Origin of the sequence: Mesorhizobium sp. M0047, from assembly GCF_040323315.1 — a bacterium.
Lineage (GTDB): Bacteria > Pseudomonadota > Alphaproteobacteria > Rhizobiales > Rhizobiaceae > Mesorhizobium.
This window is the reverse complement of the sequence record NZ_JAMYUW010000020.1, coordinates 30,064-42,938: the sequence shown is the minus strand read 5'-3', so window position 1 is coordinate 42,938 and position 12,875 is coordinate 30,064. Positions and strand designations below refer to the sequence as shown.

Genomic DNA, 12,875 nt, shown 5'->3' with positions numbered 1-12,875 from the left:
AGGGTTGGGATGATCGAGGCAAGGGACGTTTCGGTTGATATCGCCGGCAAGCGTATCGTCAGCGGTGTCGATTTCGACGCGCGGCCCGGCGAGATCGCCGCCATCGTGGGCCCCAATGGTTCGGGCAAGACGACCTTCCTCAAGGCGCTCTCCGGCGACCTCGCCTATACCGGGCGCGTCGCCCTCAACGGCCGCGATCTCTGCGCGATGAAGCCGGTTGAGACCGCCGTCCAGCGCGCGGTGCTGCCGCAGGCGACGACGCTGTCGTTCCCGTTCACGGTGCGAGAAGTGGTCAAGCTTGGCCTTGTCGGCGGCCGCTCGGGCGTCCTGCCGGGCGAGGATGCGCGGCTGCCGGAACGGGCGCTGGCGCGCGTCGATCTTGACGGTTTTGCCGGACGTTTCTACCAGGAACTTTCGGGCGGCGAGCAGCAGCGTGTCCAGCTTGCGCGCGTGCTGTGCCAGGTCTGGGCGCCAGTGCTCGACGGCAAGCCGCGCTATCTCTTCCTTGATGAACCAGTTTCCAGCCTCGACATCAAGCACCAGCTGATCATCATGAACATTGCGCGCGACTTTGCCAGAAGAGGCGGCGGCGTGGTTGCCATCCTGCATGACCTCAATCTGACGGCCATGTATGTCGACCGGATTTCCGTCATGCATTATGGCAGGCTGGCCGCCACAGGGTCGCCGCAGGACGTGCTGAGCGATGACCTGATCGAAAAAGTGTTCGACTGCCGGCTGAGGGTCGGCGTGCTGCCGGCCGGAAACATGCCGTTCGTGCTGCCCCAGTCAGCGGCCTAATTTATTGCAGCTGGTCGAGCCAGACCATGACGTCGCCAAGTTCAGGCAGCCGGGGCGCGGCGCTCCAACAGCATGTCGATGCCGAGCAGGTTGCGCACATTCGGGCGCGCCGCCACCAGATCGGCGATAGTGTAGCGCTCCAGCACCGCGAAGAACGCGTTCAGCGCCTCGCGTAGCGCCGAATTCAGCGCACAGCTATCGACCAGCGGGCATTCGGCGGCATCGTTCTCGAAGCATTCGGCCATGGCGAAGCTCTCTTCCGTCACGCGCACCACATCGAACAGGCTGATCGCTTCGGCGCCACGGCCAAGCTTGACGCCGCCATTCCTGCCCCGCACGGTCTGGACAAGGCCGTGTTCGACCAGCGGCTGCAGGATCTTGAACAGGAACAGTTCCGACACCGAATAAGCGGCGGCGATCTCGGGGATGCGGCTCAGCCGGTCATCGTTTGCCGCGCAATACATCAGGATGCGCATGGCATAATTGGTCTGGCGCGTTAACCGCATTTTGTCCTCGCAAAGCAATAGGTTGAATTGAATATGGCCCATACCTTGGAATAATTCCAGACTAGCGTGGCATAATAGGTGAATATTCGCGTCAACTTATGTGCAAGGCCGGGGAAAACCGTGACCGCGAAGGATAGGGCGGGCATTCGGACAAGCGAGACACTAGATTAGCTCGCAACCGACGAGGAGTAGCTCGACCATGGCACAATCGGCCCAGGCCATGACCCCTTTGCGAATCGGTAGCGACGCGGACGCCAAGCTTTCGGCGCTGCGGCGCACGAAATTCGCGGCAACAGCCGCACTGGCGCTGTGCGTTCTCGTCTTCGCCATGGCCAAGTCGTTCGAGCATAGCTATCCGTGGCTCGGGCTCGTCGCCGCCTTTGCCGAGGCCGCGACCATCGGCGGCCTGGCCGACTGGTACGCGGTGGTGGCGCTGTTCAGGCGGCCGTTGGGGCTGCCGATCCCGCACACTGCCATCATCCCCGAGAACCAGAGCCGCATAGCCGACAATCTCGGCCGCTTCATCGAGGTCAATTTCCTGGCGCCCGAACCGGTGCGCGAAAAGCTTGCCGAGGTCGATTTTTCGGCGCTCGTCGCCGATTGGCTGGCCGATGCCGAACGCGCTGCGGGCCTGTCGCGCTTCGTCGTGCGACTGGTGCCGCAAACGCTTGTGGCGATGGAGCAGTCCGGCCTGCGCGGCTTCGTCACCAGCCGCATGCTCGAGCAGATCGAGAAGGTGCCACTGGCGCCGCTGGCGGCCGAGCTGTTGTCGGCGCTCACCGACGATCGCCGCCACCAGAAACTGTTCGATGAATTCACCAAGGTGATCGGCCGTTTTCTCAACGACGAACAGGCGCTGGCGACGATGCGCGAGAAAATCCGCGAGGAATTGCCGTCGCTGTTCAACCTGTTTCGCGCCGACGCCTATCTCCTGAAGAAGATCGTCGCCTCGGCCGGCTCGCTGCTCGACGAGGTGAGGGCCGATCCGGATCACCCGATGCGCGCCGAATTCGACCATTTCGCTCTAGGCTTCGTCGAAAGGCTGAGGACATCGAAGCAATATGCCAAACGCGCAGAGAAGCTGAAGCGCGATTTCCTGGCCCGGCCGGAGGTCAAGGCATTGGCCGGCGACATGTGGGCAAGCCTCGGCCAGTTCATTGAGCAGGACGCCAAGGCGCCGAATTCGGTTATCCGCGCGCATCTTGCCAACATGTTCGTCGAGGTCGGGCGGCATCTTGCAAGCGATGCGCAGATCAGGGCCGACATGAACACGGGATTCGTGGTGGCGCTTGCGTCGTTCGTGGAGAGCCAGAAAAGCGGCGTGTCGACATTTATCGCCGACCAGGTCAAGCGGTGGGATCTTGCGCAGCTGACGCGATTGATCGAGATGAACATCGGCAGGGACCTGCAATATATCCGCTTCAACGGCATGATCATCGGCGGGCTTGCGGGTGTCGTGCTATATCTGGCAGAGCGGCTGTTCCTCGTGCATTGATGCACGCCCAGTTGGCGTTGATTTCAATCGCGTTCGAAATGGACACACGGCATGCGAGTGCTATTCTCCCGCTGAGGGCGCCCGCATCCGCGGCAAAGGGGAGAAAACGAGCATGGCAAAACAACCGGAATCCGATTCCTTCATGGACATGTTCGGCAGATTCGGCCGCGACCTGAAGCTGCCCAATGTCGATGTCGAGGCGATCCTCGCCCATCATCGCAAGAACCTCGAAGCGCTGGAGAAATCGGCACGAGCCGGTGCCGCCGGCGCGTCCTCGCTGTTGTCCAGGCAGCGCGAGATGTTGCAGGACACGCTGCGCGAAGTCACCGATATGGCGCAGAGCTACAGGGCGCCTGGCAATCCGCAGGAATTGATGGCCAAACAAACGGAATTTGCCAGAAAGTCCTTCGAGGCGGCGTTGAAGAATGCCGGCGAAGTCGCTGAACTGGTAAAGAAATCCGGTATCGAATCGGTCGATATTCTGCGCACGCGCATCAAGGAGGCGATGGAGGAAATTCGCTCCGGCTACGAGAAGAAGTAGCAGCTGTGGCCCAGGCGGGCTCATTGCTGCCGGCCGCTCTGAAGGCGGGGAAATACCGATTGACCTGCCCCTTGCGCTGGGAGCCATGGCGCGATTGTGGCCTGGTTCGGCGGAACGGATTCGCGCAGGGCGAATTGACAGAGGCCGTCAGTTCGTGGTCCGGAGGCTTGGCAAGCGATCGGGAAACCAGGAATGACCGAAATACGGCCTAAAACGCCGCCGACCTACGAGCAGTTGAGGACGATGGCCGGGCAGGAGCTTGGCGTGTCGGAATGGACGACGGTCGACCAGAACCGGATCGACCAGTTCGCCGAATGCACCGGCGACCATCAATGGATCCATGTCGATCCCGAGCGGGCGCGGCGGCAAAGCCCGTTCCGCACGACGATCGCGCATGGCTACCTGACATTGTCGATCATCGGCGCGCTGGCGCTCGGCATGGGCATCGTTCCGGAGAATACCCAGGCCGCCTTCAACTATGGCTTCGACAGGGTGCGTTTCCTGGCGCCGGTCAAGGTCGGCGCACGCATCAGGCTGCGCATCACGCTGCTGTCCATGGAGGACAAAGGCCCCGGCCAGTATCTGATGAAGGCGGCCAATACGGTCGAGATCGAAGGCGAGGAAAAGCCCGCTCTGACGGCTGAAACGCTGGTCATGCTCTATGAGCGCCGCAAGCGGGCAGGGGCCTGAGCGCCGGTTCGCGCAGATCAGAGGTTTTGCGACACTTCCACCAGTCTCTGCCGCCTGAACTCGATGCGGGCCGAGAGCAGCGCGAGGACCAGCGCGACCAGCGCCAGCACCGTTGCTGTCTGAAAGGTGACCTGCATTCCCCGTGCGGCGGCATCGGAACTCAGAGGACCAATACCTTCGTGTCCTCTAGCCGATGCGACGGCGAATATGGCGCCCATCAACGATGCGCCGGTGATGAGCCCGAGATTGCGTGAAAGATTGAGCAGGCCGGAAACGACGCCGCGCTCGCCGGCACCGACACCGGTCATGACCGCTGCATTGTTGGATGTCTGGAACAGCGCGTAGCCGACGCAGGTGACGGTGATCGGAACGACATAGCCGGCAATGCCGAGTTTGGTCATGGCGAGCGACAGCAGGAACGTGCCCGTTGCAAGGCTGAGCAGGCCGGCGACCATCATCCTGTGAGCGCCGAAGCGGTCGGTCAGGCGTCCGGCCGCCAATGCCGACAGGGTCGAGACAAGCGGTCCGGCCGACAGTGCGAGGCCAACCATTGCGGCATCCAGCCCAAGCCCGCGCGACAGGTAGAACGGAGCCACCACCAGGGTCGCCATCATCACCGTGGCGACAACGAGGCTCATGGCGAGACTGGCGCTCAGCTGGAGATCACGGAAGCCGGCAAGCTGGATCAAGGGGTTTTTCACTCTCGCTTGCACGGCGGCGAAAAGAAAACCGCCGATGCCGGCAGCTATCAGCAGGCTGATGTTGAGCGCGCCGAAATTGCCTCTGCCAAGCGTCATGGCCATCCCATAGGCGGCCAATGTCAGCGCCAGCAGGACCGTGCCCATGACGTCGAACGTGCCGCGATCGGCCTGCACGGTTTTACTGCGCGCCGGCAAGGCACGCCAGGCGAGGGCGAAGGTCAGCACACCCAACGGGACATTGACGAGGAAGATTGCTCGCCAGCTGAAGCCGGCGATCAAGAGGCCGCCGAGCGAAGGGCCAAGCGTCGTGCCGATCGCGGACATGGCGCCGAGCAGGCCCATGGCGCTGCCGGTCCGCTCCTTGCTCACCGTTTCCGCGACAAAAGCCAGCGTCAGCGCCATCATCAGCGCCGCGCCAAACCCTTGCACGGCGCGCGCGGCGATCAGCAGCCCGAGTGTCGGCGCCAGGCCGCAGAGCACCGATGCCGATGTGAACAGCGCGATGCCGCCAAGCAGCAACGGCCGGCGCCCGAACATGTCGGCCAGCCGTCCGGCGCTGACGATCAGTGTGGTGATGGCGAGGAGATAGGCCAGAACAACCCATTGCACGGACTGGAACGATGAGCCGAAATTCTGCATCAGCGATGGCAGCCCGACGCTGGCAATGCTGGTTCCCATCGACGACAGCAGCGTGGCGAGCGACAGGCTTGCCAGCGCCCAGCGGGCGGATTGCATCTGTGGCAGCGCCGATGCGCGCCCGTCCCGATTTTGCTCAGCGATTGCCACGGCGATCTCCTTTCCATCAGCTCCAGTGCCGGAGCCAGCGGAGATTTAGTCTCTTGATTGATATGGCGGAAGGCGCAGCATTTGCATCGTATTCATGCGTCAAACGCCATATCATATGCTATGATTCGCCAATGGCATCGCCCGATCTCAATTTGCTGTTTGCTCTCGACGTCCTGCTGTCCGAAGGCAGCGTGGCGCGCGCCGCCAGCCGTCTGCGTCTCAGCCCTTCGGCGATGAGCCGCACGCTGGCGCGGCTGCGGGAGGCGACGGGCGATCCGCTGCTGGTTCGGGCCGGTCGCGGCCTAGTGGCGACGCCGCGTGCCGAAGAACTGCGACAGCAGGTCGGCCGTGTCGTCCAGGATGCGGAGGCACTGCTGCGTCCTGCCATACTGCTTGATCTCCGGCGCCTCGACAGGGTCTTCACGTTGCGCACCAATGAGAGTTTCGTCGAAGAGTTCGCGCCTCGTCTCGTCGCGCGTATCCAGAACGATGCGCCCGGCGTGCGGCTGCGCTTTGCACCGAAATCCGACAAGGACGTCATGTCGTTGCGCGACGCGGCGATCGATCTGGACATAGGCGTCGCTGGCGAGACCGGACCGGAGGTGCGCATTCAGGCATTGCTTCGCGACCGCTTCATCGGCGCCGTGCGAACGGGTCATCCCTTGAGTGAGGGCGCGGTGACGCCCGAGCGCTATGCGGCGGGCCGGCACATCAGCGTTTCACGGCGTGGCCGCGAGAAAGGGCCGATCGACGAGGCTTTGAGCCTGCTCGGGCTGCAGCGGACGGTCGTGTGCATGGTTTCCGGTTTCTCGGCAGCACTTGCCATGGCGCGCACGTCAGACCTGATCGCCAGCGTTCCGGAGCGGCATACCGAGGGCGCACGCGCCGGCATGCACAGTTTCCCCCTGCCGGTTGCCACCGCTGGGGTCACCATCTCCATGCTGTGGCACCCGCGCCTCGATGCCGATCCGGCGCAACGTTGGTTGCGTGATTGCGTGCGAGAGGTCTGTGCGGCGTCGCGCTGACCGACAACCGTGCGCGTCAACGCTCCATTGCTGCCTCGAGCACTTTGAAAATCCGCTCGTCCGCGCATTGGGCAACGTTGAAGCGCAGGAAACGGCTGGCCGTTCCGGACAGACTGAATGCGTTTCCGGGCGCCAGCACGATGTTGTCGGCCAAGGCGCGGCGGGCCACTTCGGCCGCATCCACCCCATCCGGCAACCTGCACCACAAGAACAGGCCGGCCGGCTGGTCGATCCAGGGCGTGACGCCGATCGCCTTCAGGCGGGCGTTCGTCTCGCCCATGGCGCGCGCAAGCTTCGCGCGCAGCAAATCCATGTGCTTGCGGTAGCTGCCGTCCTTCAGCAAGGTCAGCACGAGTTCGGCCGCAAGCCGCCCGCCGCCGAAGGTCGTAGCGATCTTGAGGTCGGTCAGGCCCTCGATCCAGTCGCGGGGTGCCGCGATGAAGCCGCAGCGAACCGACGCTGAAAGTGTCTTGGAGAAGCTGCCGATGTGGACGACGCGGTTCAGGCCATCGAACGCTGCCAGCCTGGGGGCAGGGGCATGTTCGAAATCGGCGAAGATGTCGTCCTCGACGATGGTCAGATCCGATTGGTCGGCGAGCTTGAGAAGGCGGTGCGCGGTGACCGGCGACAGGACCGCACCGGTCGGGTTGTGGATGGCGGAGTTGGTGATGTAGAGGCGCGGGTGGTGCTCGGCCAGCGCCTGCGCGAACAGGTCGATATCCGGTCCCGACGGCGTATAGGGGACGCTGACGACCTTGGCCCGGTGAGCGCGCAGCAGGGCGTGGAAGTTGAAATAGCAGGGGTCGTCCATCAGCACGGTGTCGCCGGGTTCGATCAGGAACCGGCACAGGAGATCGATGGCCTGCGTGCCCGATTCCGTCAGTATGATCTGGTCGGGCGAGGCTTCGATTCCATACCCGGCCATGCGCCGCGCCAGCAATTGCCGCAGCGGCGGCAGACCGAGTGGCGTGCCGTAGTCGGCCAGCGAAATATCGGCCGCACGCGCCACCGTGCGCAATGCCCGGCGCAATCCGGCCTGCGGCATCCAGGAGGCCGGCAGCCAGCCGCAGCCGGGCTTCAGCATGTCGTCGCCGGCTTCCAGCGACTGGCGCGAGATCCAGAGCGGATCGACGGCGCGGTCGAGGCGGGGACCGATCTCGGCCAGCGACAGTGGCGCCAGCGAGCCGGCGGCATAGAAGCCCGAGCCCGGCCGGGACCGGATCGCGCCTTCGGCGGCGAGCCGCTCATAGGCTTCGACCACGGTGGATTTGGACACTTGCATGGATTTGGCGAAGGCGCGGATCGACGGCAATCTCGCTCCCGGCGTCAGGCTGCGCGCCGCGATCCGCTGACGGATCGTCGTCATGACGCCTTCGACCAGCGTTCCGCTGCTTTCGCCTGTGGTCTGTCTGTCCATCCGTACTGCTCAATTGCCCATGACAGTTTTGTATAACTGTACCGCATTGTCTCTGGCAATGCCACGGGCTCCGCTCGATACAGAGCCGACAAAACGGAGCATATGATGGACAAGATCGCGAGCGGCTGGGTGAACGGGTTCATTGGCGTGTTGATCTTCAGCGGCTCGCTCCCGGCAACGCGCGTGGCGGTGAAAGATTTCGATCCGACATTCCTGACGTCGGCCCGGGCGGCGATTGCCGGAATGCTCGGCCTGGCGCTGCTGCTCCTGTTCCGGCAGAAACGCCCGGAGCGTGGCGATCTGCTGTCGCTGGCGATCGTTGCACTTGGCGTGGTCGTCGGTTTTCCCTTGCTGACCGCCCTGGCGCTGAAGCACGTCACCACGGCCCATTCCATCATCTTCGTCGGCCTGCTGCCGCTGGCGACCGCGATCTTCGGCGTACTGCGCGGTGGTGACCGTCCGCGCCCGGCGTTTTGGCTGTTTTCGTGCGTTGGAAGTGCGCTGGTCGCAGGCTTTGCCCTGACGCAAGGCGTGACGGCTTCGCCGATCGGTGATGGCCTGATGCTCGCCGCCATCGTCGCCTGCGGCCTGGGCTATGCCGAGGGGGCAGCGCTGTCGCGCAAGCTCGGCGGTTGGCAAGTGATCTGTTGGGCGCTGGTGCTGTCGCTGCCGATCATGTTGGTGCTGACTTTCGCGACGCTGCCGCCGTCCTTTGCCGGCGTCGGATCCAACGCCTGGATCGGACTGGGCTACGTCTCGCTGTTCAGCATGCTGATCGGCTTCGTCTTCTGGTATCGCGGCCTGGCGCAAGGCGGCATCGCCGCCGTTGGGCAGTTGCAGTTGCTGCAGCCCTTCTTCGGCCTCGCCCTGGCGGCGACGCTGCTGCACGAGCAGGTCAGCCCGCTGATGGTCGTCGTCACGCTCGGCGTGGTGTTGTGCGTGTTCGGCGCGAAGAAGTTTGCAAGGTAGGGCCGACTCGGGCGACCGGGCCGGCTAAAACTTCGCCACCACGCCGATGCCGATGCCCTCGAAGCCGCCCATCGCCATCAGGGCCGCGGGTGCTTCGTCGAGGCTGATCTTCTTGCCGACGAGCAGTTCGGGCCTGAGCTTGCCGTTGCGGATCATGTCCATCATCGCCTGGTAGCGGTAGGCCTGCATGCCGTGGCTGCCGAGGATTTCGAGTTCGAAGGCGATCACCTTGTCCATCGGCACCTGCGGCCGCGCATGCTCGCCCAGCATCAGGCCGACCTGCACATGGCGGCCGCGCCGGCGCAGATTGGCGATCGAATTGAACGAGGTGGTGGGGTGGCCGAGCGCGTCCATCGACATATGCGCGCCGCCATTGGTGATCTGCTTGACCGCCTTGACGACATTCGGCGTCTTTGCCGCATTGATGGTTGCGACGGCGCCGATCTTTTTGGCGAAATCCAGCTTCTCGTCGGTGAGGTCGATGGCGATGACATTGGCGCCCATGGCGCTGGCGATCATGATCGCCGACAGGCCGACGCCGCCGCAGCCATGCACCGCCACCCATTCGCCCGGCGTCACCCGACCTTGGTCGACAATGGCGCGAAACGAGGTGACGAAGCGGCAGCCAAGGCTGGCGGCGGTGGCGAATTCCATCTCGTCGGGCAAGCGTACCAGATTGGTGTCAGCGTGCTCGATGGCGACATATTCGGCAAACGAGCCCCAGCCGGTGAAGCCAGGCTGCGTCTGGTGTTCGCAGACTTGGTGATTGCCCGAATTGCACTCGAAGCAGCGGCCGCAGCCGACGGCGAACGGCACGGTGACCCGTTCGCCTGCTTTCCAGCGGGTGACCTGCTTGCCGGCCGCGACCACGATGCCGGCCAGTTCGTGCCCCGGCACATGCGGCAGCGTAATGCCGTCGTCATGCCCCATCCAACCATGCCAGTCGCTGCGGCAAAGCCCTGTCGCCTCGACCTTGATGACGACGCCATCGGCAGCCGGCTTCGGATCGGGAACAGTCTGGATCGTCGGCGCTTCGCCGAATTTCTCGAAGACGACGGCTCTCATAGGTCACACTCCCACCCTGCTACGTTGCAGGAAAACGATAGCCGATTCCCAGTTGGGTCAAGCGGAAATCGATTCCGCCAGAACCGGGCGCCGACGTTACGCGTCGGCCGATGAAGCCCTATTCAGCATCGATCTGGTTCTGGGGCGCCGCCTTCTGGAAAGCCGGCAGCGCCATGCACGCGGCGTTGATGCGAGCGATCGTCGGATAGGGGCTCAGGTCGACGCCGAAGCGGGCGTTGCTGGTGACTTGCGCGGCCAGGCAGATGTCAGCCAGCCCCGGCGTCTCGCCATGGCAGAATGTGCCGGTCTCGGGCGACGAAGCCAGGATCTTCTCAAGCGGTTGAAAGCCTTCGTTCACCCAATGGCGGAACCAGTTGGTGATGTCCTGATCGCCGGCGCCGAACAGGGTGCGCAACGAGGTCAGCACGCGCAGATTGTTCACCGGGTGGATGTCGCAGGCGATCATCTGCGCCAGCATTCTCACGCGTGCCCGACCGGCCCGATCGCTTGGCAGCAGCGGTGGTTCCGGGCTGGTCTCGTCGAGGAATTCGATGATCGCCAGCGATTGCGTCAGCAGTGTGCCGTCGCCGAGGACCAGCGCCGGCACCAGCCCTTGCGGATTGACTGCGAGATAGGCCGGTTCCAGATGCTCGCCATGGCGCAGATGATGCGGCACGTAGGCATAACTCAGCCCTTTCATCTCCAGCGCGATCCGCACCCGGTAGGAGGTGGAGGAGCGATAGTAGTTGTGCAGGACGAGGTCGCTCATGCGCTCACTTCGGTTGGCCGATGGTCGCTTCGATCGTGCCGACGCCCTCGACGCCACCAGTCATCGTGTCACCGGCACGAACCGCGCCGACGCCGGCCGGCGTGCCGGTGAAGATCAGGTCGCCGGGCTGCAACTCCATCGCCTCGCTGCAGATCGACACGATATCCGATATCGGCCAGATCAGCTCGGCGAGGTCGGCATCCTGCCTGACCTGGCCGTTGACGGCGAGCCAGATGCGGCCCTTTTGCGGGTGTCCGGATCTCGCCGCGGGGACCAGTGGACCGCAAGGCGCGGAGCGGTCGAACGCCTTCGCCCAGTCCCACGGACGGGCGGCCTTCTTGGCCTCGTCCTGGAGATCGCGCCGGGTAAGGTCGATACCGACGCCATAGCCCCAGATATGATCCAGCGCCTTGTCACGGGGAATGCGGAAGCCGGCTTTGCCGATCGCGGCAACCAGCTCGATCTCGTGGTGCAGATTGGCCGTCAGCGGCGGGTAGGGGATATCAGCGCCGGAATCGACCACCGCGTCGGCTGGCTTGGTGAAGAAGAAAGGCGGATCGCGCTCGTCATTGCCGAATTCGCGGGCATGCGCGGCGTAGTTGCGGCCGACGCAGAAGATGCGGCGCACCGCAAAGCGCTCGAGTGAGCCTGCAACGGCCACCGATGGGATTGCGGGCGAGGGAAGGACGAATTCTGTCATGCGGGTCTCTGCTTGGCGGGTAACATTCGACCGATTTGGGCGCCCGGGCAAGGCAATTTGGTCGAGACCATGCCGACGGCACTTTCCGCCGGAGATGGCGATATACTATTTGGCAATAATCTGGCCATGGTGTCGGGGTTATCCTAATCGCCCTTGAACTGAAACGAACCCCCATGACCGCAATCCACGATCGCGCCCGGTTCCTCATCATCGACGACCATCCGCTGTTTCGCGAGGCGCTGCACAGCGCAGTGCAGATGGCCTATCCCGAAGTCGACACGGTGGAAGCGCGCTCGATCACCGAGGCGCTCGACCTTCTGGCCGGCGCCAAGTCGTTCGACCTTGCGCTTCTCGATCTCAGCATGCCTGACGTGCACGGCTTCGATGGCCTGCTGCAGCTCCGAACCCGGTATCCGCGCCTGCCGGTGGTGGTCGTCTCGGGCCATGAGGAGCCGAAGATCATTTCCGAGGCGCTGTCCTATGGCGCCGCCGGTTTCATTCCGAAATCGGCGCGCAAGAGCGATCTGGCCGCCGCCATACGTTCGGTGATGGAAGGCGCGATCTATGTGCCGGAAACCTATGAAGGCCGCACGACCGACGCCGAAAGCGTCGACCGCGCCGACATGGTGCAGCGCCTGTCGACGCTGACGCCGCAACAGCTGCGGGTGCTGCAGATGCTACGCCAGGGCCTGCTCAACAAGCAGATCGCCTATGAGCTGCAGGTCGGCGAAACCACGGTGAAGGCGCATGTGTCGGAAATCCTGCGCAAGCTCAATGTCTACAGCCGCACGCAGGCGGTGATCGAGGTGTCGAAGCTCGACAATGCGGAGCTGTTTCGGGACCAGGCTGGGTTTTGAGGGCCAACGGCGGGCGTGCGCGTCGTGGCTTATGACAATGAAAGTCTCATCAGCGGGTGGGCCGCATCGCGGTGTGCTATGGCTTGGAACCCTGCGCTCTCGAAGGTCGACACGTACCCGCTACCCGTTGCGCTCGGCGACTTGCTGCCATCGAGTGGCATCGCCTCGATCGCCTCGGCGCCATGTCGTCTTGCGTGAGCGATGCTCGCCTTGATCAGTACTCGAGTTATCCCGCGTCGACGATGGCCCTTGCGGACGTAGAAGCAGGAGATGAACCATGTCTTTTCCCGACGGTCTTCGGCGCCGGTCCACCTTGTCTTGAGGTAAGGCACTGCTTCGACGGGCGTGATTTGGCACCATCCCACGGTCATTTCTCCGTCGAAGGCCAAAAGGCCCTGGGGCACATCGCCAGATAACGCCGATTGCTGAAATGCACGCCGATTTTCATCGGGTAGCCGCTGGCGGTAAGCCGGGCCAATCTTTCCGTACATGCACCAGCAACGACCGACCGGTCCGCTCACCGAAAACAGATCCACGAACGCCGGCCAATTCTGTC

14 protein-coding genes are annotated in these 12,875 nt (G+C 63.7%); 7 read left to right on the top strand and 7 right to left on the bottom strand.

Translation table 11 applies throughout. The annotated features are described in order from the left end of the window. The first annotated feature begins 9 nt into the window (after positions 1-9). Positions 10-798 (top strand): heme ABC transporter ATP-binding protein, encoded by a 789-nt coding sequence (locus tag NKJ89_RS19935; protein ID WP_352604902.1) that lies wholly within the window; start codon positions 10-12, stop codon positions 796-798. A 41-nt stretch (positions 799-839) separates the two neighbouring features. Here NKJ89_RS19935 and rirA read toward each other — a convergent pair whose 3' ends face one another. Then, positions 840-1,304, bottom strand: coding sequence for an iron-responsive transcriptional regulator RirA (gene rirA / locus NKJ89_RS19930; protein ID WP_023757678.1), 465 nt, complete (start codon positions 1,302-1,304; stop codon positions 840-842). A 199-nt stretch (positions 1,305-1,503) separates the two neighbouring features. Between rirA and NKJ89_RS19925 the strand changes: the two genes are divergently transcribed. The 3 genes from NKJ89_RS19925 (at position 1,504) to NKJ89_RS19915 (ending at position 4,030) form a co-directional block, all read left to right on the top strand. Further along, on the top strand, positions 1,504-2,799 hold the full coding sequence (locus NKJ89_RS19925; protein WP_352604900.1) for a DUF445 domain-containing protein: 1,296 nt from the start codon (positions 1,504-1,506) through the stop codon (positions 2,797-2,799). A gap of 112 nt (positions 2,800-2,911) precedes the next feature. Then, positions 2,912-3,340: a phasin family protein gene (locus NKJ89_RS19920; protein ID WP_352604898.1), complete on the top strand. Its 429-nt coding sequence runs from the start codon at positions 2,912-2,914 to the stop codon at positions 3,338-3,340. Between the two features lie 192 nt (positions 3,341-3,532). Further along, positions 3,533-4,030, top strand: a complete 498-nt coding sequence (locus NKJ89_RS19915; protein WP_352604897.1) for a MaoC family dehydratase — start codon at positions 3,533-3,535, stop codon at positions 4,028-4,030. 17 nt (positions 4,031-4,047) lie between these two features. Here the strand turns inward: NKJ89_RS19915 and NKJ89_RS19910 are convergent, their stop codons facing one another. Next, positions 4,048-5,517 (bottom strand): MFS transporter, encoded by a 1,470-nt coding sequence (locus NKJ89_RS19910; RefSeq protein WP_352604895.1) that lies wholly within the window; start codon positions 5,515-5,517, stop codon positions 4,048-4,050. Positions 5,518-5,648: 131 nt separating this feature from the next. On the opposite strand from NKJ89_RS19910, the gene NKJ89_RS19905 reads away from it, so the two are divergent. Further along, positions 5,649-6,542, top strand: coding sequence for a LysR family transcriptional regulator (locus NKJ89_RS19905; protein ID WP_352604893.1), 894 nt, complete (start codon positions 5,649-5,651; stop codon positions 6,540-6,542). Between the two features lie 16 nt (positions 6,543-6,558). Here NKJ89_RS19905 and NKJ89_RS19900 read toward each other — a convergent pair whose 3' ends face one another. Beyond that, positions 6,559-7,959, bottom strand: coding sequence for an aminotransferase-like domain-containing protein (locus NKJ89_RS19900; protein ID WP_352604891.1), 1,401 nt, complete (start codon positions 7,957-7,959; stop codon positions 6,559-6,561). Positions 7,960-8,064: 105 nt separating this feature from the next. Between NKJ89_RS19900 and NKJ89_RS19895 the strand changes: the two genes are divergently transcribed. Then, positions 8,065-8,928 carry a DMT family transporter gene (locus NKJ89_RS19895; protein ID WP_352604889.1) on the top strand — a complete coding sequence of 288 codons (864 nt, stop codon included), beginning with the start codon at positions 8,065-8,067 and terminating at the stop codon, positions 8,926-8,928. Between the two features lie 24 nt (positions 8,929-8,952). Here NKJ89_RS19895 and NKJ89_RS19890 read toward each other — a convergent pair whose 3' ends face one another. The 3 genes from NKJ89_RS19890 to NKJ89_RS19880 all read right to left on the bottom strand — a co-directional run bounded on the left by NKJ89_RS19890 (position 8,953) and on the right by NKJ89_RS19880 (position 11,462). Beyond that, complete coding sequence (locus NKJ89_RS19890) at positions 8,953-9,993, bottom strand: zinc-dependent alcohol dehydrogenase family protein (protein ID WP_352604887.1); 1,041 nt, start codon at positions 9,991-9,993, stop codon at positions 8,953-8,955. Positions 9,994-10,111: 118 nt separating this feature from the next. After that, complete coding sequence (gene maiA / locus NKJ89_RS19885) at positions 10,112-10,762, bottom strand: maleylacetoacetate isomerase (RefSeq protein WP_352604885.1); 651 nt, start codon at positions 10,760-10,762, stop codon at positions 10,112-10,114. A gap of 4 nt (positions 10,763-10,766) precedes the next feature. Further along, positions 10,767-11,462 (bottom strand): fumarylacetoacetate hydrolase family protein, encoded by a 696-nt coding sequence (locus tag NKJ89_RS19880; RefSeq protein WP_352604883.1) that lies wholly within the window; start codon positions 11,460-11,462, stop codon positions 10,767-10,769. A 173-nt stretch (positions 11,463-11,635) separates the two neighbouring features. Here NKJ89_RS19880 and NKJ89_RS19875 point away from each other — a divergent pair, with 173 nt between their 5' ends. Further along, entirely contained in the window at positions 11,636-12,319 is a 684-nt protein-coding gene (locus NKJ89_RS19875; RefSeq protein ID WP_352604881.1) for a response regulator, read from the top strand. Between the two features lie 29 nt (positions 12,320-12,348). Here the strand turns inward: NKJ89_RS19875 and NKJ89_RS19870 are convergent, their stop codons facing one another. Beyond that, a complete protein-coding gene (locus tag NKJ89_RS19870; RefSeq protein WP_352604879.1) occupies positions 12,349-12,855 on the bottom strand; it encodes a GNAT family N-acetyltransferase in 507 nt (168 codons plus the stop codon). Between the last annotated feature and the right edge of the window lie 20 nt (positions 12,856-12,875).

Excerpts from the sequence above, each read along its gene's own strand:
- NKJ89_RS19935 (WP_352604902.1), top strand. The coding sequence starts at position 10 with ATGATCGAGGCAAGGGACGTTTCGGTTGATATCGCCGGCAAGCGTATC.
- rirA (WP_023757678.1), bottom strand. The coding sequence starts at position 1,304 with ATGCGGTTAACGCGCCAGACCAATTATGCCATGCGCATCCTGATGTAT.
- NKJ89_RS19925 (WP_352604900.1), top strand. The coding sequence starts at position 1,504 with ATGGCACAATCGGCCCAGGCCATGACCCCTTTGCGAATCGGTAGCGAC.
- NKJ89_RS19920 (WP_352604898.1), top strand. The coding sequence starts at position 2,912 with ATGGCAAAACAACCGGAATCCGATTCCTTCATGGACATGTTCGGCAGA.
- NKJ89_RS19915 (WP_352604897.1), top strand. The coding sequence starts at position 3,533 with ATGACCGAAATACGGCCTAAAACGCCGCCGACCTACGAGCAGTTGAGG.
- NKJ89_RS19905 (WP_352604893.1), top strand. The coding sequence starts at position 5,649 with ATGGCATCGCCCGATCTCAATTTGCTGTTTGCTCTCGACGTCCTGCTG.
- NKJ89_RS19900 (WP_352604891.1), bottom strand. The coding sequence starts at position 7,959 with ATGGACAGACAGACCACAGGCGAAAGCAGCGGAACGCTGGTCGAAGGC.
- NKJ89_RS19895 (WP_352604889.1), top strand. The coding sequence starts at position 8,065 with ATGGACAAGATCGCGAGCGGCTGGGTGAACGGGTTCATTGGCGTGTTG.
- NKJ89_RS19890 (WP_352604887.1), bottom strand. The coding sequence starts at position 9,993 with ATGAGAGCCGTCGTCTTCGAGAAATTCGGCGAAGCGCCGACGATCCAG.
- maiA (WP_352604885.1), bottom strand. The coding sequence starts at position 10,762 with ATGAGCGACCTCGTCCTGCACAACTACTATCGCTCCTCCACCTCCTAC.
- NKJ89_RS19880 (WP_352604883.1), bottom strand. The coding sequence starts at position 11,462 with ATGACAGAATTCGTCCTTCCCTCGCCCGCAATCCCATCGGTGGCCGTT.
- NKJ89_RS19875 (WP_352604881.1), top strand. The coding sequence starts at position 11,636 with ATGACCGCAATCCACGATCGCGCCCGGTTCCTCATCATCGACGACCAT.